Origin of the sequence: Bradyrhizobium genosp. P, from assembly GCF_049949265.1 — a bacterium.
Lineage (GTDB): Bacteria > Pseudomonadota > Alphaproteobacteria > Rhizobiales > Xanthobacteraceae > Bradyrhizobium.
On record NZ_CP188195.1, the window covers coordinates 9,223,019 to 9,248,039 of the forward strand.

A 25,021-nucleotide genomic window follows, 5' to 3' on the forward strand; every position below is an offset into this window, starting at 1 on the left:
CGACGCAAGCCCATCACGGCATCCAGGAGCACTTTCGACGCGGTATCAATGCTGTTGCGGGGTGCGACGAGATCGCTCTTATCGTGGGCATCCACGGATTGCATAAGGCCGTTGAGCAACGCATTATTGCCCGGTTGACAGATGCGTTAGATGTCGAAGACCTTCCGAGCCTTCCGAAATGGATTCTGAAAACCGTCGAGCGTGGCGAAGTCGAAAAGGCAATTAAGATTGTTGATTTTCTAAACAAAGCAGACGGCTCGCCCTGGAAGAGCAAGATTCTGATGGCAAACTCTGATGGAGATGGCGCCACCATCAACCAGCGGTCATTCGTTAAAGCCATCGTCAAATATGTACTCACCGCCAATAATCCCTTATCGAGCTTCAACGACTTCGAAAAGGAAAAGAAAATCTTTCTGAACTACTGGAAAGCTATTGCTACACAGCTAGATGATGGCAGTGCATCGGTCCTTTACAAGTACAATGGCGTCGAACTCTTCTGTAAATTTTCAATACCATTTTTCATGAAGCTTTTGGATCGAGGCAGCTTCACAGTATCGACCATGGAAAAGCTGCTTGGGGATTGCTTCGAGAATGTCGAAGGCGACTACGCTGGGGTTGGCCATCCTGATTGGTGGTCAAAAGGTAGCAAAGCCAGCTTTCTCAACGCCGGTGCCATCAATGTAGTTTCGCAGGAGATGTCGAAAGCTCTCCACAAAGTATCTATGAACACGGCCGCACAAATTGAACTATGAATATTGCCCTGCTGACTCCCCCACCAACCCAGCGAGTGACGTTCAAGAGAAGTCACGAACGCTCTGTTCCGGACGCGCCAGGCTGTTACGTCTTGGCCACTTTTTCAGGCGAGGTCTTGTACGTCGGCTTAACGGACAACCTTCGGCGACGTATGGATCAACATCTAGATAATCCCGAAAAAACCGCGGAAACCAAGCTGGGACGCGCCGTGTTCTTTCATTTTCTTACCACCGAAGACACCTTCAAAGTCGAAAGAACGTGGATGAATATCCACATCCAGCACGAAGGTGCTTGGCCAGTCTTGAACAAGATTTACTCGCCAACTTCAACCTGAACTGATCTTAGCGTAATCAGCCATCGGTGCGTGTCAGGGCCCTCCTATTTAGAGGATCGGAGGAGTCACTTGATCAAGACAGTGAACGAAGAAACTAAGGGAGCGAGAGACGCCATGAAAATCCCTCAAGTCAAGCGAAGCATGTCAAGCCTCGCCGAGCCGCTCGTTGGAAACGAATTTGGAACACGGCCGAAAAGCGCCTATGATTTTCGAGCTGCCGGGAATGCGAGATGACGAACGAGGCCGACACTTGCCGAAAGTTCGTTGTGCCTAAGCTGCAGTCAGCTGGTTGGGACGACGACCCTCATTCCATTGCTGAGCAGCGCACCATCACCGATGGCCGAGTTATTCCGGTCGGCAAAGGTTTTGTTCGTAAGCCACCGAAGCGAGTAGACTATCTGTTGCGCTACACGCGCGACTTCCCGCTAGCCGTGGTTGAGGCCAAGGCGAGCTTCAAATCCGCGACTGATGCTGTGCAGCAGGCCCGCGTTTATGCTGAGATTTTGGACCTAAAGTATGCCTATGCCACTAACGGGATTGAAATCATCGAGATCGACTACTTCACGGGGCAAGAAAAGCGCGTCACGGATTTTCCCAAACCCGAAGACCTCTGGCAACGTTATCAGGCTGGCAGCGGTATCAACACGCCCGAACGCCTGGATCACCTGATCGCCCCTTACAACATGATCGGCGGCAAGCCGCCACGGTATTATCAGCAAATCGCGATTAACCGGACTGTTGAATCCATCCTTTCCGGAAAGCAACGCTTGCTTCTCACAATGGCGACAGGCACAGGCAAGACCATCGTTGCCTTTCAGATTTGCTGGAAGCTCTGGTCAAGCCGCTGGAACAGAACCGGAGAGCATCGCAAGCCACGCATTCTCTTTCTCGCGGATCGCAATATCCTCGTCGATGACCCGAAGGACAAAACGTTCAGCCCGTTCGGCGACGCCCGCCATAAAATCGAATCGGGCGAGATCATCAAAAGCCGCGAAATGTATTTTGCCATCTACCAGGCGCTTGCGGAGGATGAGCGCCGCGCCGGACTTTTCCGCGACTATCCCGCAGACTTTTTCGATCTCATCATTGTCGATGAATGTCATCGGGGAAGCTCGCGGGACGACAGTTCATGGCGCGTCATCCTTGGGCACTTCAAACCTGCCTATCAGCTTGGCATGACGGCCACGCCGCTACTTGCGTTCGCTCTCAAGCTCGAATGGCGATAACCGCCGTGACGTGATCGCCACGGTGTTTAAAGGCGTCGATAACCGCATGAAGAGCGGCTATTTGTTGCGCGACATCGTCAACAAGGTTGACGGGATTCACTTCACGTCATCCGAGGAGCTTCATACCCTTGGCGCGCTCTATGAAACCATGCTCCGCGAGATGCGCGATGCGGCGGGAGACTCTGGTGAGTTCTATACGCCGCGCGCCGTCGTGCGTTTCATGGTGGAAGTCACCGACCCGCGCCTTGGCGAGATCGTACTCGATCCCGCAAGCGGCACGGGTGGGTTCTTGGTGGAGGCATACAACTACTTTGAAAATCAGGTAAAGACCGTCGCCGACCGCAGACGCCTACAAGGCAACAGCCTCACCGGCTGCGAAGCCAAGTCTCTGCCTTATCTGCTTTGCCAGATGAATCTTCTACTGCACGGACTGGATGCGCCGCAGATCGACCCTGGCAATGCCCTGCGCTTCAAGCTCTCCGAAATCGGCGAGAAAGAGCGCGTCGATGTAATCCTCACCAATCCACCTTTTGGTGGCGAGGAAGAAAAAGGCATTCAGAGCAACTTCCCTGGAGACCGCCAAACAGCGGAGACCGCGCTGCTATTCCTACAACTCATCATGCGCAAGCTCAAACGCCAGCCGACCTCCGCCGGTCGCCCGGCACGCGCCGCCGTCGTCGTACCGAATGAGACGCTATTTGGAGATGGTGTCTGTGCGCGGATCAAGGAAGAGCTTCTGAAAGACTTCAACCTTCACACCATAGTGCGGCTGCCAAATGGCGTGTTCGCGCCCTACACCAGCATCCCGACGAACATTTTGTTTTTCGACCGCTCGGGTCCGACGAAGGATGTTTGGTATTACGAACAGCCCTTGCCCGAAGGTCGCAAGAACTACAGTAAGACCCTGCCCATGCAGTTCGACGAGTTCAAGAACTGCACGGCATGGTGGATGAAGCGGCAGGAAAATAATCAAGCGTGGAAAGTGTCGGCCAAAGAAGTGCTGCACGCTGGCTGCAATCTCGACCGCAAGAACCCGCGCGCCAAGGTGGATTTTGAGCACTTGCCGCCGGATCAGCTCGCCGACGACATACTCCAGAAGGAGCTGCGGATCGCCGACCTGATGCAGGAAATCAAAGCGGCATTGGGGGCGAACGCATGAGTGCGGCTTGGCCAACCATAGCTCTCGGCGATTTGCTTCTTCGTTCTGCGCAGACAATCCTACTCGACCCAGAAGAAACATATAGGGAAGTGACAGTCCGTATGAACGGTAAGGGCGTCATTGAGCGACGCCAAGTTCAAGGAATAGAGATAGCGTCAGACCGTCGTTACCTAGCCAAGTCCGGGCACTTTATTATTTCACGTATTGACGCGCGCAACGGTGCAAGTGGAATCGTCCCGGACGAATTGGATGGCGCTGTCGTTACTAACGACTTTCCGTTATTCGACGTAGCCAAGGACCGCTTGGATGTCGCATTTCTCGGCTGGATGTCAAAGACAGCATCGTTTGTTGAGTTGTGCAAACGAGCGAGCGAGGGCACCACAAATTGCGTCAGGCTTTCAGAGGATCGCTTCAATGCCCTGAAAATCCCTCTTCCGCCGCTCGACGAACAGCGCATCATTGTCGCGCGCATTGAGGAGCTTGCGGCGAAGGTGGCGGGTGCGCGCACATACAGGCGTAATGCGGATTCTGAAACGCAGATCATATGGCAGCGTAGCGCGCGCGAGCGCCTGCTTACTCTCTTGAAAGCAGCGCCCAACCGTACACTTGGTGAATTGGTGGAGCTTCGTGGTGGTGGCACACCAAGCAAGCACGAACCTCGCTTCTGGCAAGGGAATATACCTTGGATTAGCCCCAAGGACATGAAGCGGCGAGAGCTGTCCGATGCCATCGACCACATCAGCGAAGAGGCGACTCTAGAGAGTCCTGCAAAGCTACTCCAGCCTGGTGCGGTCTTGGTGGTAGTTCGCGGCATGATCCTCGCGCACACCTTTCCTGTTGCGGTGCTCCGTGCGCCAGCGGCTATAAATCAGGATATGAAGGCGCTTATTCCTTGTGCCGATCTTGACGCATCGTATCTCTCTTCGGTGCTGTGGGCTCTTAATCCCGATGTTCTTGAGTTGGTAGATAGGTCAACACATGACACGCGCAAACTGCTAACCGAGAAATTGGCAGCGTTTCCCATCCCCGTCCCGCCGCTGAGCGAACAACGACGGGTCATCACCGAACTCGATGCCCTGCAAGCCAAGGTCGATGCGGTAAAGGCGCTCCAAGCGGAAACCGCTGCCCAACTGGACGCCTTGCTCCCCGCCATTCTCGACAGGGCGTTCAAGGGGCAATTGGCATGACATTCTTCGCCATCAGGGGAAGCCGACAGCTAACGCGTCTGTCAGAAGACACTCCAGCGCAGTGGGTCGCTCTCCAGAGAGTCTGGGGTCTGACGAGCCTTTGTCGATCATAAACGGCCGTCGATTTCTCAGCCGTCACTGATCATTGTCCCTGTTTTTCTCGGGTCCCTGGGTTCTGTTTGCTTTTTCAAAGCGCCGCCAAACGAATTTCCTTCACTCACATTCAGCTGTCGAGAGTTCGTAAAACAGCCGTTCTTCGAACAGTCACCCCGCAAAACGAGCATAAAACATGGCCAAATCCGCCTCTAGAACCGCCTTGCCAACCATCAAAAAACGAACAGTTGTCACGCCGCTTCGGCGAAAAAACGCCGATCTCCGAACGCGCGAGTATCTGACTGACGACGAAGTGCAGCGTCTTACCGCGGCTGCCAAGGCCAATCGCCACGGCCATCGTGACGCGACCATGATCCTCTTGGCCTACCGGCATGGCCTTCGTGCCTCCGAGCTAACCGATCTTCGCTGGGATCAGGTCGACTTCACTTCGGCTTCGCTGCATGTACGACGGGTCAAGCAAGGCACGCCTAGCACGCATCCGATCATGGGTGACGAGTTGCGCGGACTTCGCAGGCTTCGGCGCGAACAAGAGCCCAGGTCTCCGTTCGTGTTCACGTCGGAGCGCGGTTCGCCGTTCACTCCGGCGGGCTTTGCTCGAATGGTAGAGCGTGCCGGTGTACAGGCCCAGCTCGGCTTCAAGGCTCACCCGCACATGCTGCGACACGCTTGCGGTTTCGCTCTCGCCAACAAGGGCCACGACACACGCGCGCTACAAGCCTACTTGGGACACAAAAACATTCAACACACCGTTCGCTATACTGAATTATCCCCTGCTCGCTTCAGGGACTTTTGGCGGCGCTAAAGCAAGCGCACCAGCGGCTCTTAGAAAACGGTCGGCACCCCGCGCGATCTTGGTCCGCTCTGGTCCGAAAGCGGACTCGCGGCGAGTGCGACAGAAGTCGGTTAAGGGCCAAGCGGACCATCCCGACAGTTTGATCATTTCGTCTGCCCGGCCAAAAAAGTGTCCTGCCCCTAACGAACGCGCCGTTTTCAGGTTAATGACCAATTCGAACCTCGTCGGCGTTCCACCGGGATGTTGTTCGGCTTCTCGCCAGCTCCCGCGGCGTCATCGCCTGGCTAAGGGCTCTTTGGTGCCTGATCCTGACCACCCTCATCGCTGCCGCCAGCGACCGCTCACCGCTTAATTCGGTTTCTTAACGGACGACTGCCAAGTCCACGTTAGGTCCGCTTATCCTCCGATAGCGACCGAACAGCGGACATCGTGGGAGGTCTCGAATGGGCCAACAGCGGAAATGGACGCTGTTATTCCGATATGGTCAGGAGTGAGCCTCACGACGATTGGTGCTTGGGCAGCCGCGCATCGCATCGGGCTCGCGCCTCTCATTCCGGCAGTCCAGCCTGTCGGAGCGCGCCGTTCATCCTCTCGATGTAGTCGGGCGCGAAGCAGTACATGCGATAGACTGCATCAGCCTCGCGGATCGTGAAATCGGGCCGTAACTTTAGAAGCTTTGCGACCTGCGTCTTGGCATCGTCGAGCCGACCGAGCAACGGCAACGTATAGGCTTGGTCGAGATGGCTGAGCCAAAAGCCCTCGATGTAGGCGTGCCGGAAATCCTCGAGTGCCTGTTGATATTCGCCTCTCCACCAGTGGCGTTTCGCGGGCCCGAACCACCAGTTGAACGAGGCGTTGGGGCCTGCCAGCCGAATGGCCTTTTCGGCCAATGCAGCCCCCTCATCCCAATCTCCCATGTAGGCCAGATTGATGCCTAGAAATCCATTAGTGACCGGATCATTCGGATTGAGTGCGAGAGCCTTTTGCACTTCTTGTCTGTACAGATCGACTTGACACTTCGTACCAATCGCCGCCGCAAAAACCCGGCGCACGGTCGCATCATCAGGCGCAAGCTCAACGGCCCGCGTCGCGGCACGTATCATTTCTTCGTTCAGATACAAACGCTTGTCGGCATGTTGAACAAGGTCGGGCGCCAAGCCGAACGCAATAAATCTCTGGGCGGTGAGAACGCTGGAGAGCCCTGCCCATGCGAGCGCGTTGTTCGGCTCGGTCTCCGTAAGTCGCTTCGAGCACGCCAGTGCCTTGAGACCTGCTGACGGTGACCCGATGACACCCCCCACCCGCGACTGAATGATACATTCGTAAGGGCTCAGGTCAGCAACCGACTTACTCTGAATTTTCTTGTATTCCGCAGTGTCAATTGCGCCGCCGATTTGAGCAGCGGCGGCGTCGCCGATTTCATACGCGCCCGTCCCCGTCTGTATGTCCTCTCTGTTTGCATCGAAAGATTTCGACCAGATTTCCGCGCCAGAGCGCAGGTCCGCAACCTGTACATTCGCACGAGCGCCTTCACCTAGCGGGCGAACCTCGCCGGTTACCAAATAATCGACCCCAGTCTGTCGCGCTGTGCCAACCGCATCGCTCTGCTTTTCAAAATTAGGCGCAGTCCCGCGCGGCATCACCCGCAGTAAGCTAAACCTGCCAAGAGAGGACACGAGTTGTTGGGTCATCACGTCAGCGATTGGATCGAGCGCCGTCGCTTTGGCGGGGTTCGAGACAGTCAGGACTGCAACGGAGGGGCCCTTGGAAACGATCAAGGCGGCCACCGCCGGAGGTTTTGCAGCGTTGCCGCTCACGTGACTCTGCACGATGTCCCAAGTACGCCAGTAACCGGCTAGGCCGCCAACGACAGCACCAACCGCAGCGACCGACGCGACAACAGCGCCGAGTTTCCTAAGGCGATGACGCGCGCGAGCGGAGAACGATCCGATCTTGCCATCGTTCAACTTCGGGGCGTCATGTACGGGCGTATCTGCGCCGTCCATCCTGCCTGCCCTCGAGGATAGCGTTCGCGACGCTATAATGGAACCGCAGAACTGTCCAGATAGCAGAACTGTCCAGATAAGAGGGTCGATGGCGGTGGAAGGACCTACTTGATCGTTTTGCCGGGCTTTTTCAGGAGAGATTTTTCTGCCACCGATTGCAGGGCCAGGGAATGGGCTCCAGCCGAAATGATCTACACGGGACGCTGCGGCCTCCGTGAGGGCCATGTCGGATCATCCGTTGGCGGACTCAAAGTCTGCTGTGGGTCGATTCTGTTGAAAAAGTCGAAAGTACTGCCAATGCAAAATTCTCACAAAAGCTTGCTCGCCACTGACTTCGCCTGAGAACACGTTCTTCAAGCGAAGAGGAAGGTCGCTGAAAGATTTTGTTCAGGTTGATGTGGTCCGTCGTGTCTGACAGCGCAGAACGCACCAGCGGCCCTTAAAAAATTGGACGCGACGGCGGCGAGGACTTTTTCAACAGAATCGGTCAAACTCGGAAGTCGCGCTCGGTCACTGCGGCGTCCGCTGTCCCCCCGAACAACGGACGTCGACAGGCCAATGAAGCTCCAAAGTCGCCAATAGGTACCCTTGGGAGATTTGAGGGGCCAACGGGACCGAGTTAACGCGCGGTCCGATCAGCAGAGGGACGCGTGAACCGGCGCAACGATGGGCGATCAGGTCTTTACTTTGTCAGTGCTTACCACCGCGCGGAGCGTCGCTGGCTTATTTGCTTCGGGGCTCGGCGCATCGACAACCAAACTGTCAAACTCCATTCCGGGAGGAGATTTGATAACAGGCTCCTTCGGTAAGCTGTCGGCAGGCTCGTACCACGGCGCTTTCTCAATCGCTCCGCCCTCAAGGGCTTGAGCCATCAACTTTCCAATTTCTGGCCCAGTCAGCGGCACAAGGCTGCCGTCCTCGTTCTTGTAAAGCTGCGGACAAAAGTAGAGCGCGTGTATTCGTGGATCATATCCATCTATGACCAGAAAATGCTCCGGCTTGCCGAACAGCCTACGCCTTTTGACCAGCTTTCGCTCCTGAGTGGTCAGAGCTACCCGAAGCTTGTCACGTTGATGGCCAACGATGGTGGCCGCTTCCAGTAGAACCAGCCAATCTCTTGTACTGGCGTTGTCCGCATGGATGGGAACCAACGTGCCACGATGTCTGTCAAAGATGCTCATGAACTCAAACCTACCAAGTCAGACTGTCAGTCCAACCTGACGCAGGCGCTCCCGAAGGTCAACTCGCGCCCTTGAGCTTGCACGAGGTAGTGCAGGTCGTGGTGGTGCCGCTCATGCAAGTCTTACAGACATCGACGCACTGGTTGAGATTGGGCGCGTTGTACGCCCCGAAGTGCTGTGCGATGCACACTTCCGTTGACCATCGGTGTACTCAGGCTCCTTAGAGCACCCAGCTATCGCGGTGGTGAGCACGATAAGGAAGCCGTAGGTGCGAAGGATACCGTGGTGGCTGATAGGTGGCCTCAGGGTTGCCCGCGTTAACATACGAGATGAGCTACGGGTCTACCCGCAAGACTGACCAACCGCAGGGCTGAAAGCATCGGGGTCTGGCAGAGGCCGTATTCCTACGGCCTGCGGCGTTAACGGTGCTTTCCATAGGTTGGTCGATAAAATGGCCCTTCACACCAAAGAAAAGTCCGTCCCTTGACGCCACAAATTTGCCCAACCTGCGGTGTCGAGCGCAAGCTCACGGGCATCGCTCCAATTGCGGAGCACTATCAGCTTCGCTGGTTTGCCTGCTCGATCTGCAAGAGCGTGGTAAATCTTGTTGCTCACGAAAGTGAGCGCGTTCCCGTCTATGGCGTTCCGGTCGAGGCCCAGCTACCCTCGTGAAGGGTATTCTTGCCACCGTAAGTCCCGCCGCCACGCTGTTATGATCCAGCGCTAGCTAACGTCCGTCTGAACTATATCGCGCCGCCGTCCAACGGCTCGGCGACCTGCGGAATTCGGCGCGTGGGACCCAGAATCCATCGTTGCTCTTTCGGCCAACAGTTGTTTCTCTGCTTGGTACCAAAAGGCATCCAACTTCGTTCTGGGCTCACCAGCGGCCTTCCAAAGCTTATATGCCCGTGTCCGGATGTTCTCCTCAGTCAAGGTGCGCATGGTTCCACTCCCAAATTTCGGGTTTGGTAAGACAACACCCCCGGGTGAGACCTCGTTCCCAGCCGAGTCGCCTTTCAACACCCCCACTCAATGCGTCTTCAGGTTCAATCGCACCCCAAGATTTTGATTATTTGCACGATCTCCCCGTTCCGGTTGGATCGTCGGCATGGGCGCTAATCCCGCGAATACCTATTCGGAGTATCGGTCCGCGCCGCCGCCGAGCGCGCCGCCAGGCAGACCGGCTGGCCTGACCACCGATGAGGAGCGCGACGTTTGGATGCGCGCGCCGTGGGATGAGGCCAAAGCGTTGCGGCGGCCCCTGCCCAACGCCGTGCTCGTGATCCGAGGCGAAGCAAAGGAGGATGTAGTGGTGTCGGCCGTATGATTCGCCCAGATGCGGTAGTGTTGCTGACCAATTGAAGTGCCTGCCCGACATTCTCCATGGTAAGCGTGTAGCCGAAGCCGTTCAGGCTCTGAAGTTCCACGGCATGAGGGCATCGATCTGAGTGATCGGCCACCGGTTCGCGATGCGCTCGAGCGTTTGCGTGAGCCAGGCGAGTGGATCGACGTCGTTCATTTTGGCGGTCTGCAGAAGCGTAGCGATGGTCGCCCAGGAGCGGCCGCCACCATGGCTACCCGCGAAGAGCGCATTTTTTCTTGTGATTGCCTGGGGTCTGATGGTCCGCTCGACGATATTGGAGTCGATCTCGATACGACCGTCGCTCAGAAAGCGCTCGAGTGCGGCGCGTCTGGATGTGGCATAGCGGATCGCCTCGGCGAGCTTGGATTTGCCGGACAGACGCGGCAGCTCCTTCTCCCACAGATCGAACAGCGCCGCAACGATGGGGGCGGACCTTTGCTGGCGCGCATTCAGCCGCGTCTCAGGATCCTGGCCGCGGATATCGGTCTCGATCTCCCACAGCTCGACCATGGTGGTGACGGTCTGTGTCGCCAGGCGCGAGCTCTCGTTGACGTGAAGCTCGTAGAACCGTCTCCTGACGTGGGCAAAGCACGCTGCAAGCCGCACTCCCTCGTTGGCGCCCGCCGACCTGGCGAGCCGATTATAGGCGGCATAGCCATCGACCTGGAGGATGCCAGCAAAGCCTGCCAGATGGCGCTCGACGCATTCGCCGCCACGGCTGTCCTCGAAGCGATAAGCGACCATCGGTGGACCGATGCCGCCAAACGGCCGGTCGTCACGGGCATAAGCCCACAGCCAGGCCTTTTGCGTCTTGCCGGATCCGGGAGCGAGCGTTGGCAGGGTCGTCTCATCGGCGAAGATCCGTTCGCCTTGCTTGACCTTTTCCAGCACATAGTCGGCCAGCGGCTGCAATTCGAAGCCGACCTTGCCCATCCACTGCGCCATCAACGAGCGGTCCAGCTCGACCCGATCGCGGGCGTAGATCGCTTCCTGCCGGTAAAGCGGCAGCCCGTCCGCATATTTGGAGACGGCAATCTGGGCCAGAAGCGCTTCAGTCGGAAGGCCGCTCTCGATCAAATGGGCAGGCGCTGGCGCCTGTACCACGCCGTCGCGGTTGCGATAGGCGTATTTCGGGCGGCGCGTGACGATCACGCGGAACTTCGCCGGCGTCACATCCAGCCGCTTCGACACGTCCTCGCCGATCAGCACCTTCTCCAGCCCCTCGCACCCGGCAGGAACCTCCGGCTCGATGACGATCTCCACCCGCTCCAGATGCGCCCCGAACTCCTTGCGCGGCCGCGGCACGCGTTTCGGCATGTCCTTGCCGCCAGCCTTGGCCAGTTCGGCTTCAACCGCCGACACGCCGGTCTCAATCTCCTCGAACACGAAGGCGATCTGCTCCGTGCTCAGCTTGTCGCTGCGCAAGCGTTCCGAGCGCGTGCCGTAAAGCGTGCGCTCCAGCATTTTGACGATCGCCGTCAGCTCCACGATCCGCGCATCGGCGGCCTTGTTGATCGCCGTAAGATCGGTGTTTGCAGCGGCAATGCGGCTGTTCTCGGCCTCGATCGCCGCCCGCTCTTCCGCCAAGGCGACGATCAGCGCGTGGGCTTCGGCAAGCGTCGTCGGGAGCTCTGTAACGGGCGTCGTCATCGTCGCCATCACAGCAGAGTCGCCGCCACTCTTCCAAACTTTTCAGCACCCTGATTCAATTCGCCGCAGCTTGTCAGCCTACCGTTTCTGGGCGCTTCACAACCACCGGACGCACCTTCGTCCAGTCCAGCCCGTCAATCAGCGCGAGCAACTGCGCATGGTTCAGCTGCACCCGGGTCGGCGCAATCCTCGGCCAGCAGAACTTTGACTCCTCGAGAGTCTTGGCAAACAGGCATACCCCGCTGCCGTCCCACCAAACCGCCTTGATCCGATCCGCCCTTTTCGAACGGAACACGTACAGTGCTCCGCTGAAGGGGTCGGCCCCACCATCTCGAACCAGCGCCATCAAACCCGTGGCACCCTTGCGGAAGTCGACCGGCGTGCTGGCCACGTAAACCTGAACACCCGCCGGGATCATGCCTGCCGAACCGCCCGGATCACAGCAGCAAGCCGCCCCGCCTCCACATCTCCACCAACGCGCACCACGACATCGCCGATGACGATTTCCACCATCTCCCCCGCCATGGTCTCAAAGCGCGCGAACTTAACCGCTCGGTCTCGCGCCCCAGAGAGCGGCGCCACCATTCCCGAGGCCAGCGCCTTGCGTCGCCACGCAAACAACTGCGATGGATCGATCCCATGACAGCGCGCTATCGCCGACACGTTCGCCCCCGGCGCAAACGTTTCCCCGACGATGCGATCCTTCTCCTCCCGCGACCAGGTGCGGTAGCTCCGCCCGGGACTCACCGAAAGCCGCTCGGCCGCCGCTGTGATAACTTCGAAATTCTTGGTATCAGACATATGTTCGCTCTCATGAACTCCTGGGACAAATCACCAGGAGATTCTCTGACAATCGAACATCATCCGCTACGTGGGATGACCTACACGCTTACTCTCCATGCGGTGTGTTGGTGTAAAGTCGTCGTGGTTTAACCCGCCTGCGTGTGGAGAATTGCAATGCGACGGCCAATGATCATTGTTGCTCTAACCATTGTCGGACTAACAACACCAGCTTCAGCAGAAGATGCCATCCCCGCTGGCGCAAAAGCGGCCTGCGAAAACTTCAGCGTATTGGGGGCGACGGGGGACGCGGCAAAGCTCGCAGAGGGCTTCTACAGCGAGAGGGCTATGTTCATCGGTCCCGCACCAGTCGCAGGTATAATCATTGGTCGTGAAGCCATTCAGAAGAACTATGCAGGAGGATTTAAGACGTTCAAGGCTATTTCCGGCACGTGTGAAAACTTCGTGCTGCTTAATGCTACTACCGTGGCGGCAAGCGGCCATTGGATGATGACTCCGATTGACCCTAACGGACGTATCATCAAAGGGAGCTACGGGATCACCGTACGCATACGACGAAGACCGCCAGATTGACGCATGCGCGCGGGCATGGCGAGCTCTATGATGGCGTTGCGCGAAGGTCAGGCGGCCTGCTGATCGGCAGGCTTGTCGGCTTGGCGCAGGAGCTTCCATTCCCAGGGCAGCAGTTCGTGCAGACGCGATGCGGGAAGATCTGCGATACGGGCGAGGACGTCGGCGAGCCAGGCCTTGGGATCGACGTCGTTGAGGCGACAGGTCGTGATCATCGTCAGCATGATGGCGGCACGGTCAGCACCCCGCCGGCTGCCAGCGAAGGTCCAGTTGCGCCTTCCCAAGGCGATGCCTCTCAATGCGCGCTCAGCGCAATTGTTGGTTGCTGATTCCGCTCGATGTCGCCCACCATTCCGGAATGATGTCGCCCACCGTTCCGATTTGATCTCGCCCGCCATTCCGAGATGATCTCGCCCACCATTCCGGGATGATGTCGCCCGGGGGTGACGAGGCCTCTTCTGGCTCCGCTACGGTCCCGCCTTTCGGCTTTGCGAAGGGGACCTGGATGCCGACGGAGAGGTTTGCGATGCGCCATGTGCGCGATGTGATCAGATTGAAGTCGGCCGGGATGCCGACCCGTGAGATTGCGCGGCGGTTGGGAACGGCGCCGTCGACGGTGCGTTTGACGATCCGCCGGTTCGAGGCGGCGGGCTTGACCTGGCCGTTGAGCGATGACCTGACGGATCCTGTCCTGGAGGCCCGGCTGTTCGCGGGGGGCGGCGCCGGTTCTGGCACCCGGCGGGGCCATCGCCGGCAATCCGAGCCGGACTGGGCGGCGGTGCACCGCGAGCTGCGGCGCAAGCACGTGACGCTGTCGATCCTGTGGGAGGAGTACATCGCGGGCGAACCCGGCGGGTATCGCTATTCGCGTTTCTGCGAACTCTACCGCACCTGGGAAGGCCGGCTGTCGGTCACGATGCGCCAGTCGCATGCAGCCGGCGACAAGCTGTTCGTCGACTATGCCGGCGACGGCGTGCCGGTCGTGATCGACCGGCTGACCGGCGAGCGGCGCACCGCGCAAATTTTCGTCGCGGTGCTCGGCGCATCGAGCTTCACCTACGCGCAGGCGACCTGGACGCAGGGGCTCGCCGACTGGATCGGCGGCCACGTCGGCGCCTTCGAGGCGATCGGTGGCGTGCCGGCGCTGCTGGTGCCGGACAACACCAAAACCGCAGTGATCAAGGCCTGCCTCTACGATCCGCAGATCAACCGCAGCTACGCCGACATGGCGGCGCATTACGGCATCGCCATTCTGCCGGCCAGACCGCGACGGCCGAGGGACAAGGCGAAGGTCGAGCAGGCGGTCCTCATGGTCGAGCGCTGGCTGCTTGGGCGGCTGCGCCACCGCATCTTCCACAGCCTCGCCGAGGTCAACGCGGCGATCGCCGAACTGCTCATACGGCTCAACGAGGAGCGGCCGATCCGACGGCTCGGCATCACCCGCCGCAAGCTGTTGGAGGAGATCGACCGGCCCGCGCTAAAGGCCTTGCCGCAGAGCCCTTACGTGTTCGCCGAGTGGCGGATCTGCCGGGTCAGCATCGATTATCACGTCGAGGTCGAGGCGCATTACTACAGCGTTCCGCATCGCTTCGTCCGCGTCGAGGTCGAGGTTCGCTTCACCGCCCGCACCGTCGAGATTTTCCACAAGGGCGAGCGGATCGCCGCGCATCAGCGCATGAGCGGCAACCACAAGCATACGACCGTGCCGGAGCACATGGCCTCCAGTCATCGGCGCTACGCCGGCTGGACCATCGAGCGTATCCGCAAGGACGCAGCCTCGATCGGGCCGGCCACCGCCGCGCTCTGCGACCTGATCCTCGACGAGCGCGCGCATCCGGAACAGGGTTTCCGCGCCTGTCTCGGCATCATCCGGCTTGCCCGATCCTACGGGCACGAGCGGCTCGATGCCGCCGCCGCGCGGGCGATCGACATCGGCGCACGCACCTACGGCTCGGTCAAGTCGATCCTCGCCAACAATCTCGATCGGCGTCCTTCACCCAAGCGCTCCGCGGACGACGCGCCGATCCTTCATCCCAACATCCGCGGGCCGCGCTACTACAACTAGGAGATCACGTCTTGCTCAATCATCCGACTCTCGATCAACTCCACACGCTCGGCCTTCACGGCATGGCCAAGGCCTTTGCCGACATCGAAGCCGGCGGCGAGGCCGCAAGCCTCGGCCACGCCGAATGGCTTGCCCTCCTGCTCGAACGCGAAGCGTCATTGCGGCGCGACAAGCGACTGTCGAAGCGGCTGCAATACGCCAAGCTGCGCCAGCAGGCCTGCATCGAGGACATCGACTATCGCACCCCGCGCGGCCTCGACCGCAGTCTCTTGACGATGCTGGTCGAAGGCGGATGGATCGACGACCACGTCAACCTTTTGATCTGCGGGCCCTCCGGCGTCGGCAAGAGCTGGCTCGCCTCGGCGCTCGGCAACAAGGCCTGCCGCGACAATCGCTCTGTGCTCTATCAGCGCGCACCCCGGCTGTTCACCGATCTCGCTTTGGCGCGCGGCGACGGCCGCCACTCCCGTCTGCTGCGGGCGCTTGGCCGCGTCGATCTGCTCATCCTCGACGACTGGGGCCTCGAACCGCTCGATGCCACGGCCCGCCACGACCTCCTGGAGATCCTCGAGGACCGCTACGGTCGCCGCTCCACCATCGTCACCAGCCAGCTCCCGGTGGATCAATGGCACGCGCTGATCGGCGACCCCACTTACGCCGACGCCGTCCTCGACCGCCTGGTCCACAACGCCCACCGCATCGACCTCAACGGCGAGAGCATGCGGCGAACCCGCAAACCCGGCCGGAAGGCCTGAACCCGTGGCGCTGTGGACATGCCGCTGCGCTTGGACAACGCGAAGTGCGTTGCCCACATGCCCACAGCAGATGCAGCAACAGACAACGAAGACTTCAAGCCGTGATTCAAGGTTGACCTCGCGGCTTCGCCGATGCCAGAAACCAGACAGCCAGAACGCCTCGCGCCCCGGGCGACATCAAATTGGAATAGTGGGCGAGATCATCTCGGAATCCTGGGCGAGATCAAATCGGTACACCCGGGCGAGATCATCGGAATCTGCAGTTGGTCAAGCAGATCCTGCCATCGTCGAGGAAGCGGGCGAAGTCGTCCCAGCGCCTGAGCATGTAATTCATCGGCTTCAGGACCTCGGAGGAGCGCGAGAGCGTTTCGCGCTCACGCAGCAACCAGGCGTGCATGTCCTCGAGAAGCGGCTTGCTCTTCTCCTGGCGCACGGCACGCCGCTCGTCGGCGCTACGGCCATTGATGGCGCGTTCGAGCTCGAACAGCGCGTCGAGGCGCCTGACCGCCTCCAGCGCGATCGGGGAGACCGGTTTGCCCTTGTTACCTTCCCGAGCATTTTTCTCGATGTCGGCCAGCTCGAAGAAGCCCCGCCGCGCATGGGCCAGGCAAAACGCCGGTGTGATCGGCAGCACCTTCTTGCGCGGGTCGAACAACGGCTCAAAACCATTGTAGCAATCGGCTTGCAGGATGCCGGCGAAGGCGGCCAGATGCTTCTGCGGGTGCTCACCTCGCCGGTCGCTCGAGGCGTAATAGACCGCCGCCGGCGGCGCAGGCCCGGCAAAGGGCCGGTCATCCCGCACATAAGTCCAGATCCGACCGGTCGTGCACTTGCTTTTGGCCAGGATGCGGATGGTGGTGTCGTCGCCATGAAGGCGCTCGGCAGCGAGCACATGGCGTTCGATCAAGTGGAAGAGCGGCATGACGGCGAAGGTCCCGTGGCCGACCTGGTCGGCCAGCGTCGACAACGGCAGGTCGATCCCCTCGGCCTTAAAGCGCGCACTCTGGCGGTTGAGCGGGATATGCATGCCGAACTTGTCGAACAGGATCGTCGCCAACAACTGCGGGCCGATGAAGCCGCGCGGCGTGGCATGGAACGGCGCCGGCGGCTGGCTGATCTTCTCGCAATCGCGGCAGGTGAACTTCTCGCGCACCGTCTCGATGACCTTGAAGCGACGCGGGATCTCCTCCAACGTCTTGGTCACATCCTCGCCGATCTTCGCCAGCCGCGATCCGCCGCAGCAGGCGCAGCTCGTCGGAGCCTCGATGACGACGCGCTCGTGTTCGATGTCATCCGGCCATGGCTTGCGCACCGGCCGCTTGCGCATGAAGGGGCGGACGTTCTGCGTCTTCGCCGCCGCGGCCTGTGCGGCAAGCTCATCCTGGCTCGCCGTGGTGACGAGTTCTTCGAGCTCCAACTCCAGCTGCTCGAGCAGCCGTGCCGTGCGCTCGGAGCGCTGCCCGTACAGTTCGCGTTTGAGCTTCTCGATCCGCAGCTCGAGATGCGCGATCAGCGCCTCGTTGTCCGACAGCTCTGCCCGCGCGCTGGCAGCCACCGCTTCGGCTTGCAGCCGCGCCTCACGCTCGGCCTGCAGTGCCGCCAGGGCACTCACAAGGTCCGAAGGAAGATCGTCCGGCTTCGATATCATGAAGCCATTGAATCAGATCAAGCAGCAGATGCAAACCGTAAAAGCGGCTATCCGACCCGCGTCGGACGTTGGGTTTCTTGAGGATTGCGCCAATCGATTCCGGACAACAGATAGCTCAACTGCGCCGGAGAGATCGTTACCGATTCACCGGCAACCGATGGCCAGATGAACCTTCCTCTCTCGAGTCTTTTGTAACTCAGTTGGAAATGCAAGCGGTTCATCAGTCCCGTTGCAGCTTGTGACGGTGAGCCATCCCTTTCATCCGTATTCCGGCCAGAGAGGTGCCTGCGTCGGGAGGCGTGGCAACCGAGCGGGCAAGCTGTTGCTGCTGCGCTTTGACGATGGCCGAATTTGCTCTGTTCCGCCGCAATGGACCGATGCAGCAGGCCCCAATCTCGAGGGGGTGGTGGGAGATGGGCGCGCACTGTGCAGTCTCGCCGATCTACTGGCTCTCAGCGGCCTTGTAGAGCGCCTCATGTTGCAAGGCAGGTGCATGACGCCGAAAGGCTGTAAAGTAAATTTTGCCGGAAATGTAAGCGAAATAACGCCGCAAAGCCCATGGACGCTTCGCTAAATGTTGCCTATTTGTAGATCTCAAATACACCATTAGGCGGCAGCGTGGTGCTTGACCATTTAGTCTTGTGCGGCATATTAATAGTTACGTTTATTGAGTCGACCTTGGAGAGCGACGCAGGTGTCGGACGGCGTCAAACACAAGCGATCGAAGGTCAGCGCTCTGGCCGCGGATGGGGTGCTCAATCCGGCTCCGGAGAAAGTCGGCGACCCGAAATTCCAGGAGAACGACTTCTTCGACCCGCGAGACATCGTGCAAGTGAAGTACGAAATGCTGCGGCGCGTATCGGTCGACAAAATGTCGGTAACGGAGGTGTCCGACGAATATGGCGTCTCTCGGCCAACTTTCTACCAGGCCAAAGCGGACTTCGAGGACGCGGGTCTGGCCGGTCTGGTGCCCAGGAAACGCGGACCGCGCGGGCCACACAAGATCCAAGGCGACGTACTGGCCTTCCTCAAGGCACAGGTGGAGCCCGGCGAACCCATTCGGGCGCGCGCACTGGCAAACCAGCTTCGGACCGAGTTCGGCCTCGATATCCATCCCAGAACAATCGAACGTGCGCTCGGCGTAAAAAAAACAGCGTGACCAATCGTGGCCCGGGACCGCATTGCACGATGTCGTCCAACGCCACCGAACAATACGAAATACTGCGCGCAGCCGCGCTCGGCGCCGTTTTGCCGCCGGAGGCGCGCAGCGGCCTTACCATCCTTCTACACCGCGGCATGTGGGCGTGGACGCGTGCGATTTTGCGTGAGCCTTGCCGGCGCCAACCCATTGCCGTGCCGCTGAGGGCTGGCCTGCCCATCGCGGACGAAACTTCCGAGCGACACACAATCATCCACTTGCTCGCCGCCATCGTGATGGCAACCCCTGAACGGAAAACAGCATGAACGAAAAGCTCAAGGTCCAATCGCATCATCTCGAGCGGAGCGCCTATCTCTACATCCGGCAGTCGTCGATGCGACAGGTCATGGAGAACGTCGAAAGCACCAAGCGTCAATACGATCTTCGCGGTCGCGCGATCGGACTTGGATGGCGCGACGACCAGATCATCGTCATCGACAGCGACCAGGGCGTATCCGGCGCATCTGCGTCATGGCGCGAAGGCTTCCAGCACTTGGTGTCCGATGTCGGCATGGGGCGCGCGGGGATCGTCATGGGGCTGGAGGTATCCCGCCTCGCCAGAAACAATGCAGACTGGCACCGACTGCTAGAGATATGCGCCTTGGCTGACACGCTTATCCTCGATGAAGACGGCGTGTACGACCCGGCCAACTTCAATGACCGCCTGTTGCTCGGGCTCAAGGGCACGATGAGCGAAGCTGAACTGCATGTTATCAAGGCCCGATTACGCGGCGGCATCCTCAACAAGGTGCGTCGTGGTGAATATCGTTGCCCTCTGCCGACCGGCTTTATCTATGATGAGATTGGCGATGTCGTTCTCGATCCGGACGCTCAGATCCGGGAGATGATCTCCCACTTCTTCGAGACGTTCTCGCGGGTCGGGTCGGCTACGCAGACCGTCAAGACGTTCACCAGGGAAGGTCTGCTCTTCCCCTCACGTCTGCGCAACGGCAAACAAGTGGTCTTCCAACAGCTGACCACATCGACCGCCATGCGCATGCTGCACAATCCTCGTTACGCGGGTGTCTATGCCTATGGCCAGCGCCTTTACCGCCGGACCGTCGATGGAAAGAAGCAGCTCCGCAAACGGGCCCCCAAGGAATGGCTCGCCTGCATTCCGGACGCCCATCCCGGCTATATCAGCTGGGAGCAGTTCCAGCACAACCTCAAGGTACTCGAGGCCAATGGCCAAGGTTATCAAGCCGTTCGCGCTTCGCCACCGCGCGAAGGCGCGGCTTTACTACAAGGGCGTGTCATATGCGGGCGTTGCGGCAGTCATATGAGCGCCCGTTACGCGGCCCGACGCGGCCAGGTGGACACCTGGTATGTCTGTCACCGCGCTTACGCCTCTCGCGGCGAACCCCACTGTCAGTCGATCGCAGGCTGGCCTGTCGACGAAGCGGTCGGCGAATTGATCGCCGCCGAAATGACGCCTGCCGCCGTGGAGTTAGCATTGGAGATCCGAAAAGAGATCGAAGCGCGTCATGACGAAGCGGACAGACTCCGGCTCCGTGCCGTCGAACGCGCCCAGATCGATGCCGATCTTGCACAGCGGCGGTTCATGCTGGTTGATCCGAACAACCGCCTGGTTGCGGACACTCTTGAACGCGAATGGAACGAAAAACTGCGCGTGCTGGCTGATGTGCGAGAAGAAAGAGAACGTGCTCTGTGCGAAGATCGGGTGACGCTCGACGATGCGATCCGGGATCGATTGATCGCCATGACGGCCGACTTCAAAACAGTCTGGTGTGATCGGACCTTGCCGAACCGCGAACGCAAGCGGCTCCTTGCCTATCTCGTCGAAGACGTCACCTTGCTCAAGTTCCCGGCCGAGGGAGAGACCCGGATCCACATCCGCTTCAAAGGCGGAAAGACCGAAACATTGACCACTCAGAACCCAAAATCCTCCGCACAACAGGTAAAGACCCGGTCCGAGGTGGTCGAACTGGTCGACAAGCTTCTCGACGATCATATCTGCGCCGAAATCGCTGACATCCTGAATGACCGAGGGATCCGCCCCGGCGGCTCAGCACGCCGTGCTAAAGCCGACGCGAAGTTCACTGATTTGCGGGTCATCTATCTTGTTAAACAATATGGTCTGCGCTCTCGCTATGATCGGCTGCGCGAACGGGGGATGCTGACAAAAGCGGAGGCCTGCGCCAAACTCGGCATCACCGAAAGTACCCTGGTCAGATGGGCGAAATACGGCATCGTGAAAAGACATGCCTACAATGGCTATATCGGCCTCTATGAACCGCCAGGACCGCACGTTCCGGCCAAGCAATGCAGCCGATGGAATCAGCTTGCCCACCGCGCTGAGATCATTCGTCAGCTCAACTCATCAAAATGCACCGATCCCAAAGAAAGGGCTGTAGTATGAAGCCAATTAGTTGGTAAACAGGCATGCTCCCTGGCCATCGTGCCAAATGACCTTCAAAAGATCGCCGCGTTTGCCCCTGAAGCAGAAAAGACCGCCGCCCATGGCGTCGCGCTTGAGCACTTCCTGCACGCGCAGAGCCAGGCTCGGAAAGCCACACCGCATGTCGGTATGGCCCGTCGCCAGCCATACTCGCACGCCTGTCGGTATCGGGATCACCGTAGTGTCTCCAGCCCTCGCATGATCCGTAGCAAAACCGCGACATCGACGTTGCGATCCACGATCACGCGGCGGCCATTCGCGGTCACGACTTCCAGAGTGCCAGTCGCCGCCGGTGCCGCACGCTCCGTCGTGGACTGGACTTCCGACACAACCCGGGCCGGGACAAATCCACCTACCTGACAGCCGCCACCAAGCTGGCCGTCGCGATAGGCCTTGCGCCACGAAAACAGAAGCTGTTTCGAAAGCCCATGATGCCGTGCCGTCGCCGACACCAGCCGCGGACCCGAAAAACTTTCCTCGACAATCCGCAGCTTCTCGGCAGCCGACCAGCGCCGACGCCGACCAGTCTCCACAATTTCAAGGCGACGCACTTGGCGACTATCAGTAAGGATATCCATACCGACAGTCAGCTACAGACCGGATAAACTCGCAAGACGGCCGTCTTCGGACGAGTACGGATCACCTTCGTGAATGATAACGGCAGATGGTTGGCCGCTGTTGATAGCTGGAACGTCGATCTCCCACCTGCCAAGACGCAATAGGAATCAGACAAGGTCGCGATCAGAAGTCGACGGCGACAGCCGGGCAGGAGAAGGACGCGCCGCCCTATCTGATCTAGCTGATCACGGAGGCGGTCGTGGCTCTCCGTATCCATCCGGCGTAGGCCCCGGGCATGCGGTCACTGGCTGAGCAGCGCGGGATTCTCTTTGTACAGGCTTTTTGAGTGGCGTCACTTGCAGTGGGCTTTTTCTCGAAGGTCCCGCGCAGCTTTTTTATACTTGTATTTCAGCTTGCAAGCGTTGCTCTTCGTCAAGCGGACCGTAAGCTGCTCTTCATTCATTGAAGCAACCGGGCTAGTAGCTACAGGAAATGCTGTTGCTGAGCTAACGAGAAAGCTAATCACGGAAAAGATCACGATTGAGCGGACCATTTATGTCAGTCCTCACATGGCAAGCGACGCACTCAGGGACCCGACGATTGCCGTCGAATAGCTGCCCGCTCACCTCGGCTCGAAAAATAGCCCGGTAGGCTCACCCGAGGAGACCAAACTTCTCAGCGACCCGGCTATCCCAAGCCTTTGGGCCTTTGGCGAAGGCTCGAATGATCAAATAGTTCTAAGGAAGCAGTGTTCCAAAAAGAAAATGGCCCCGGTTAGGGGCCATCCAGGCTTACATCTTTTTGTCCATCATGGGCTTCTTCATCATGTGGTGATGATAGTGGTGGTGGACGTGCATGTGATGATGCACTTGCTCGTGCATCATGGGCTTGTCCCCTCCCTCCTTCACCATCGGTTTGTCTTGAGCGACTGCAGGGGCCGCAACTGCAATAGTGGCCAGAGCCGCTAAAACGTAGGAAATCTTCTTCATTTGTCTCTCCTTGGGGGTGATTGGCCCAGAAGGAACATTCAGCGGAGGACTAGGTTCCGGCAAGGCGGCTGCTCACCGTTCGGACGGCCTCGTCCAATCCCGCTTTCAGCGTTGGGTCGGCGGGGTCGACAAGAGCGGTTAACGGGGGATGAACTGCGCCGGATAAGCCCTCCAGGCGAACGCGAGGTCCCGTCAGGGTCAATCGCGCCGGTTTTGCCATTTCCGCGATAGGTCCGGTTCACCCCCGAACCCGGACATCAACCTATGCTGTTGGCACTTCGCATTTGGGCCAATAGGCGACATGCTCTCACTTTTAGCGATGATCGACATCAGCGGCGGGGATGGCGGCAAAGCGACGGGTGGTCATTCCGGCACTCCCGCCATGCGCAAGCCCTCGTAGGTGCGCTCACGCCCTGCGAGGAATGCAGGATGGTTGCAATGCGCGCTGGCACGATAGCGGCGGATCGTGAAGCTCGAATGAAGTACAAGGCCCGCACGCGCTTCAGCTCGCGCATCACTCAGCTCACTGAGGTAAGCCAAGGCCGCGGCGAGATAGAAATGCGAAAGGGGATAATTTCGGTTGGTCTCGACGGACCGGCGCAGCCAAGTAACTGCTTCCGCGTCAGCACCCTGCCACAGTTTGGCTACACCAACATATTGCATCCAATGGCATATTCGATAATCGCGGGGAGAAAGACGAATTGCCTCGCGGATGTGGGCTTCGGTTTCCCCGCCTCGACCAATAAAATACTTTAACATGCCGACGGTCGCGTGCGGCCAAGCCATATTTCGATCCAGTGCTAACGCCCGCTCGCATTCTGCGATGCCTTGATCCACTCGGTCAGTGTAACCGAGAATTCTCCCCAAGATGCTGTGTGCGCCTGCATGGTCTGGTGCGAGAGACAACGCTTTGATCACAGCCGCTTCAGCCGTCCTGAGAAGTGCAGTCGGATCATCTGTGTAGTAGTTACTGGCGCTTTGAGAATCGGCAAGCGCTCTACCGACCAATGCCTCTATATTGTCGGGATCGAGTAGCAACGCACGCTCAAAAAAGCCCCGCGCTTGCGTACTGTATTCGGGGGTGGTCCCCTTGCGCAAGAAAGCCCTACCTTGGAAAAACAAGTCCATTGCATCGGGATCGGTCGAACGTTGCGCTCGCTGCGCTTCAGCCTCTATGAGTTCGACATCTAAAGTATTAGCGAGCCTCGAAACGATCTCGTCTTGCATATCAAAGAGGTCCGCAACGGGCTTGTCAAATCGCTCGGCCCAAAGATGGTTGCCGGTTTCCGCGTCGAGCAACTGCGCGTTCACCCGAAGGCGGCTACCACCACGTTGCACCGAACCTTCGAGCACATAGCGAACGTTTAACTCGCGCCCAACCCGCTTCACGTCAACGGCTTTGCCCTTGAAGGTGAACGCGGTGTTGCGGGAGATGACGAAAGCTCCGCTGATACGCGACAAGTCCGTAGTCAAGCTTTCGGTCACCCCGTCCGCAAAATAGTCTTGTTCAGGGCGCCACCGATATTCGCAAATGGCAGCACAACGATGGACAGGCGAGGGGCTGAGAGCGAACTGGGCGTAACGGTATCGGTCTGTATCATTGAACCAGGTCTATCCTGGACCACTGCATAGGCACGGATCGGACGGGCGATATTCTTGAGGCTCTGCTCGCCCAGATAGGCGAACTCTATCGCGACCTTGCCGCGAACTTGATCATAGGCGGAAGCCGAGATGCAGATGCCGCCGGGTTCGGCGATGCCCTCAAGTCGTGCCGCGACATTGACACCGTCACCCAGAATGTCATCGCCCTCGATCAGGATGTCCCCAAGGTTGATCCCGATCCGGTAGAGCATACGCCGGTCTTGCGGAACGCCGTTGTTGCGCTCGGTCATCACCGCCTGCAGGGCAACCGCGCATTCGACCGCATCCACCACAGAGGGAAATTCAAGCAGCACGCCGTCGCCCGTGGTTTTGACGATCCGGCCACCATGATTAGCCACCAGCGCATCGAAGGCGGCGCGGTGTTCGCTGAGGATGCGGGCGGTCCCGACCTCGTCGAGGCCCATCAGCCGCGAATAGCCAGCCACGTCGGCGGCCACAATGGCCGCCAGTCGGCGCTCGACCCGGTTAGCGCACACGCGAGACCCCTAAAGACCAGAAAATCGTTCCCTCGGATCAAACCACACCGAGGCATTATCCCGCTAGGGGCAATGTCCGGGTCGGGTCATTCGCGCCGTTTTGACGGCGGCCTA

General features: G+C 59.2%; 25 protein-coding genes and 3 pseudogenes. 14 read left to right on the forward strand and 14 right to left on the reverse strand.

The window, feature by feature from the left end; genetic code table 11:
* Positions 1-83 precede the first annotated feature (83 nt).
* The 6 genes and pseudogenes from ACP2YO_RS44325 to ACP2YO_RS44350 all read left to right on the forward strand — a co-directional run bounded on the left by ACP2YO_RS44325 (position 84) and on the right by ACP2YO_RS44350 (position 5,575).
* Positions 84-752 carry a hypothetical protein gene (locus ACP2YO_RS44325; RefSeq protein WP_426437444.1) on the forward strand — a complete coding sequence of 223 codons (669 nt, stop codon included), beginning with the start codon at positions 84-86 and terminating at the stop codon, positions 750-752.
* Complete coding sequence (locus tag ACP2YO_RS44330) at positions 749-1,087, forward strand: GIY-YIG nuclease family protein (RefSeq protein WP_426437445.1); 339 nt, start codon at positions 749-751, stop codon at positions 1,085-1,087. Before ACP2YO_RS44325 ends, ACP2YO_RS44330 begins: the two co-directional genes overlap by 4 nt.
* Positions 1,088-1,317: 230 nt before the next feature.
* Positions 1,318-2,280, forward strand: a pseudogene (locus tag ACP2YO_RS44335) (DEAD/DEAH box helicase family protein); the annotation flags it as partial.
* 43 nt (positions 2,281-2,323) lie between these two features.
* Complete coding sequence (locus tag ACP2YO_RS44340) at positions 2,324-3,472, forward strand: HsdM family class I SAM-dependent methyltransferase (protein ID WP_426437446.1); 1,149 nt, start codon at positions 2,324-2,326, stop codon at positions 3,470-3,472.
* Positions 3,469-4,659 carry a restriction endonuclease subunit S gene (locus ACP2YO_RS44345; RefSeq protein ID WP_426437447.1) on the forward strand — a complete coding sequence of 397 codons (1,191 nt, stop codon included), beginning with the start codon at positions 3,469-3,471 and terminating at the stop codon, positions 4,657-4,659. Before ACP2YO_RS44340 ends, ACP2YO_RS44345 begins: the two co-directional genes overlap by 4 nt.
* Positions 4,660-4,948: 289 nt before the next feature.
* Positions 4,949-5,575 carry a tyrosine-type recombinase/integrase gene (locus tag ACP2YO_RS44350; protein WP_426437448.1) on the forward strand — a complete coding sequence of 209 codons (627 nt, stop codon included), beginning with the start codon at positions 4,949-4,951 and terminating at the stop codon, positions 5,573-5,575.
* Positions 5,576-6,114: 539 nt separating this feature from the next.
* Here ACP2YO_RS44350 and ACP2YO_RS44355 read toward each other — a convergent pair.
* From ACP2YO_RS44355 to ACP2YO_RS44365, 3 genes are all read right to left on the reverse strand, one after another.
* Positions 6,115-7,572: a tetratricopeptide repeat protein gene (locus tag ACP2YO_RS44355; protein ID WP_426437449.1), complete on the reverse strand. Its 1,458-nt coding sequence runs from the start codon at positions 7,570-7,572 to the stop codon at positions 6,115-6,117.
* A 674-nt stretch (positions 7,573-8,246) separates the two neighbouring features.
* Positions 8,247-8,753 (reverse strand): hypothetical protein, encoded by a 507-nt coding sequence (locus ACP2YO_RS44360; RefSeq protein WP_426437450.1) that lies wholly within the window; start codon positions 8,751-8,753, stop codon positions 8,247-8,249.
* Between the two features lie 723 nt (positions 8,754-9,476).
* Positions 9,477-9,695, reverse strand: coding sequence for a DUF2934 domain-containing protein (locus ACP2YO_RS44365; RefSeq protein WP_426437451.1), 219 nt, complete (start codon positions 9,693-9,695; stop codon positions 9,477-9,479).
* Between the two features lie 166 nt (positions 9,696-9,861).
* Here ACP2YO_RS44365 and ACP2YO_RS44370 point away from each other — a divergent pair, with 166 nt between their 5' ends.
* Positions 9,862-10,080 carry a hypothetical protein gene (locus ACP2YO_RS44370; protein ID WP_426437452.1) on the forward strand — a complete coding sequence of 73 codons (219 nt, stop codon included), beginning with the start codon at positions 9,862-9,864 and terminating at the stop codon, positions 10,078-10,080.
* A gap of 81 nt (positions 10,081-10,161) precedes the next feature.
* Here the strand turns inward: ACP2YO_RS44370 and tnpC (ACP2YO_RS44375) are convergent, their stop codons facing one another.
* The 3 genes from tnpC (ACP2YO_RS44375) to ACP2YO_RS44385 form a co-directional block, all read right to left on the reverse strand.
* Complete coding sequence (tnpC, locus tag ACP2YO_RS44375) at positions 10,162-11,766, reverse strand: IS66 family transposase (protein ID WP_426443053.1); 1,605 nt, start codon at positions 11,764-11,766, stop codon at positions 10,162-10,164.
* A 73-nt stretch (positions 11,767-11,839) separates the two neighbouring features.
* Positions 11,840-12,184: an IS66 family insertion sequence element accessory protein TnpB gene (gene tnpB, locus ACP2YO_RS44380; protein ID WP_426433797.1), complete on the reverse strand. Its 345-nt coding sequence runs from the start codon at positions 12,182-12,184 to the stop codon at positions 11,840-11,842.
* A complete protein-coding gene (locus ACP2YO_RS44385) occupies positions 12,181-12,567 on the reverse strand; it encodes a transposase (protein ID WP_426433795.1) in 387 nt (128 codons plus the stop codon). The genes tnpB (ACP2YO_RS44380) and ACP2YO_RS44385 overlap by 4 nt, the downstream gene beginning before the upstream one ends.
* Before the next feature lie 168 nt (positions 12,568-12,735).
* Here ACP2YO_RS44385 and ACP2YO_RS44390 point away from each other — a divergent pair, with 168 nt between their 5' ends.
* Positions 12,736-13,140 carry a YybH family protein gene (locus ACP2YO_RS44390; protein ID WP_426437453.1) on the forward strand — a complete coding sequence of 135 codons (405 nt, stop codon included), beginning with the start codon at positions 12,736-12,738 and terminating at the stop codon, positions 13,138-13,140.
* A gap of 47 nt (positions 13,141-13,187) precedes the next feature.
* Here ACP2YO_RS44390 and ACP2YO_RS44395 read toward each other — a convergent pair.
* A pseudogene (locus ACP2YO_RS44395) lies at positions 13,188-13,460 on the reverse strand (transposase domain-containing protein); the annotation flags it as partial.
* A gap of 203 nt (positions 13,461-13,663) precedes the next feature.
* Between ACP2YO_RS44395 and istA the strand changes: the two are divergent.
* Together istA and istB are read left to right on the forward strand one after the other, a co-directional pair.
* On the forward strand, positions 13,664-15,202 hold the full coding sequence (gene istA / locus ACP2YO_RS44400; RefSeq protein WP_426443134.1) for an IS21 family transposase: 1,539 nt from the start codon (positions 13,664-13,666) through the stop codon (positions 15,200-15,202).
* Between the two features lie 11 nt (positions 15,203-15,213).
* The gene (istB, locus tag ACP2YO_RS44405) at positions 15,214-15,957 is read left to right on the forward strand and encodes an IS21-like element helper ATPase IstB (protein WP_426433809.1); all 744 of its coding nucleotides are present in this window, start codon (positions 15,214-15,216) and stop codon (positions 15,955-15,957) included.
* 262 nt (positions 15,958-16,219) lie between these two features.
* Here the strand turns inward: istB and tnpC (ACP2YO_RS44410) are convergent.
* Positions 16,220-17,605: pseudogene (tnpC, locus tag ACP2YO_RS44410) on the reverse strand (IS66 family transposase); the annotation flags it as partial.
* Between the two features lie 47 nt (positions 17,606-17,652).
* Positions 17,653-17,826 carry an IS66 family insertion sequence element accessory protein TnpB gene (gene tnpB / locus ACP2YO_RS44415; RefSeq protein WP_426437454.1) on the reverse strand — a complete coding sequence of 58 codons (174 nt, stop codon included), beginning with the start codon at positions 17,824-17,826 and terminating at the stop codon, positions 17,653-17,655.
* A gap of 23 nt (positions 17,827-17,849) precedes the next feature.
* Here tnpB (ACP2YO_RS44415) and ACP2YO_RS44420 point away from each other — a divergent pair, with 23 nt between their 5' ends.
* The 4 genes from ACP2YO_RS44420 to ACP2YO_RS44435 all read left to right on the forward strand — a co-directional run bounded on the left by ACP2YO_RS44420 (position 17,850) and on the right by ACP2YO_RS44435 (position 21,183).
* Complete coding sequence (locus ACP2YO_RS44420; protein ID WP_426443101.1) at positions 17,850-18,179, forward strand: DUF5372 family protein; 330 nt, start codon at positions 17,850-17,852, stop codon at positions 18,177-18,179.
* A gap of 120 nt (positions 18,180-18,299) precedes the next feature.
* Entirely contained in the window at positions 18,300-18,764 is a 465-nt protein-coding gene (locus ACP2YO_RS44425; protein WP_426437455.1) for a helix-turn-helix domain-containing protein, read from the forward strand.
* Between the two features lie 29 nt (positions 18,765-18,793).
* Positions 18,794-19,069 (forward strand): hypothetical protein, encoded by a 276-nt coding sequence (locus ACP2YO_RS44430; RefSeq protein ID WP_038388924.1) that lies wholly within the window; start codon positions 18,794-18,796, stop codon positions 19,067-19,069.
* Positions 19,066-21,183: a recombinase family protein gene (locus ACP2YO_RS44435; protein ID WP_426437456.1), complete on the forward strand. Its 2,118-nt coding sequence runs from the start codon at positions 19,066-19,068 to the stop codon at positions 21,181-21,183. Before ACP2YO_RS44430 ends, ACP2YO_RS44435 begins: the two co-directional genes overlap by 4 nt.
* A gap of 6 nt (positions 21,184-21,189) precedes the next feature.
* On the opposite strand, the gene tnpB (ACP2YO_RS44440) is transcribed toward ACP2YO_RS44435, so the two are convergent.
* The 5 genes from tnpB (ACP2YO_RS44440) to ACP2YO_RS44460 all read right to left on the reverse strand — a co-directional run bounded on the left by tnpB (ACP2YO_RS44440) (position 21,190) and on the right by ACP2YO_RS44460 (position 24,868).
* On the reverse strand, positions 21,190-21,399 hold the full coding sequence (gene tnpB / locus ACP2YO_RS44440; RefSeq protein ID WP_426437457.1) for an IS66 family insertion sequence element accessory protein TnpB: 210 nt from the start codon (positions 21,397-21,399) through the stop codon (positions 21,190-21,192).
* Complete coding sequence (tnpA, locus tag ACP2YO_RS44445) at positions 21,396-21,800, reverse strand: IS66-like element accessory protein TnpA (RefSeq protein ID WP_426437458.1); 405 nt, start codon at positions 21,798-21,800, stop codon at positions 21,396-21,398. Before tnpA ends, tnpB (ACP2YO_RS44440) begins: the two co-directional genes overlap by 4 nt.
* 771 nt (positions 21,801-22,571) lie before the next feature.
* Positions 22,572-22,769: a hypothetical protein gene (locus ACP2YO_RS44450; RefSeq protein WP_426437459.1), complete on the reverse strand. Its 198-nt coding sequence runs from the start codon at positions 22,767-22,769 to the stop codon at positions 22,572-22,574.
* 363 nt (positions 22,770-23,132) lie between these two features.
* Positions 23,133-24,242, reverse strand: coding sequence for a tetratricopeptide repeat protein (locus ACP2YO_RS44455; protein WP_426437460.1), 1,110 nt, complete (start codon positions 24,240-24,242; stop codon positions 23,133-23,135).
* Between the two features lie 8 nt (positions 24,243-24,250).
* Entirely contained in the window at positions 24,251-24,868 is a 618-nt protein-coding gene (locus tag ACP2YO_RS44460; protein ID WP_426437461.1) for an adenylate/guanylate cyclase domain-containing protein, read from the reverse strand.
* Positions 24,869-25,021 lie beyond the last annotated feature (153 nt).

Coding starts and splice junctions, on each gene's coding strand:
- ACP2YO_RS44330 (WP_426437445.1), top strand. CDS start 749: ATGAATATTGCCCTGCTGACTCCCCCACCAACCCAGCGAGTGACGTTC.
- ACP2YO_RS44345 (WP_426437447.1), top strand. CDS start 3,469: ATGAGTGCGGCTTGGCCAACCATAGCTCTCGGCGATTTGCTTCTTCGT.
- ACP2YO_RS44350 (WP_426437448.1), top strand. CDS start 4,949: ATGGCCAAATCCGCCTCTAGAACCGCCTTGCCAACCATCAAAAAACGA.
- ACP2YO_RS44355 (WP_426437449.1), bottom strand. CDS start 7,572: ATGGACGGCGCAGATACGCCCGTACATGACGCCCCGAAGTTGAACGAT.
- ACP2YO_RS44360 (WP_426437450.1), bottom strand. CDS start 8,753: ATGAGCATCTTTGACAGACATCGTGGCACGTTGGTTCCCATCCATGCG.
- ACP2YO_RS44365 (WP_426437451.1), bottom strand. CDS start 9,695: ATGCGCACCTTGACTGAGGAGAACATCCGGACACGGGCATATAAGCTT.
- ACP2YO_RS44370 (WP_426437452.1), top strand. CDS start 9,862: ATGGGCGCTAATCCCGCGAATACCTATTCGGAGTATCGGTCCGCGCCG.
- tnpC (WP_426443053.1), bottom strand. CDS start 11,766: ATGACGACGCCCGTTACAGAGCTCCCGACGACGCTTGCCGAAGCCCAC.
- tnpB (WP_426433797.1), bottom strand. CDS start 12,184: ATGATCCCGGCGGGTGTTCAGGTTTACGTGGCCAGCACGCCGGTCGAC.
- ACP2YO_RS44385 (WP_426433795.1), bottom strand. CDS start 12,567: ATGTCTGATACCAAGAATTTCGAAGTTATCACAGCGGCGGCCGAGCGG.
- ACP2YO_RS44390 (WP_426437453.1), top strand. CDS start 12,736: ATGATCATTGTTGCTCTAACCATTGTCGGACTAACAACACCAGCTTCA.
- istA (WP_426443134.1), top strand. CDS start 13,664: ATGCGCCATGTGCGCGATGTGATCAGATTGAAGTCGGCCGGGATGCCG.
- tnpB (WP_426437454.1), bottom strand. CDS start 17,826: ATGAACCGCTTGCATTTCCAACTGAGTTACAAAAGACTCGAGAGAGGA.
- ACP2YO_RS44430 (WP_038388924.1), top strand. CDS start 18,794: ATGTCGTCCAACGCCACCGAACAATACGAAATACTGCGCGCAGCCGCG.
- ACP2YO_RS44435 (WP_426437456.1), top strand. CDS start 19,066: ATGAACGAAAAGCTCAAGGTCCAATCGCATCATCTCGAGCGGAGCGCC.
- tnpA (WP_426437458.1), bottom strand. CDS start 21,800: ATGGATATCCTTACTGATAGTCGCCAAGTGCGTCGCCTTGAAATTGTG.
- ACP2YO_RS44450 (WP_426437459.1), bottom strand. CDS start 22,769: ATGAAGAAGATTTCCTACGTTTTAGCGGCTCTGGCCACTATTGCAGTT.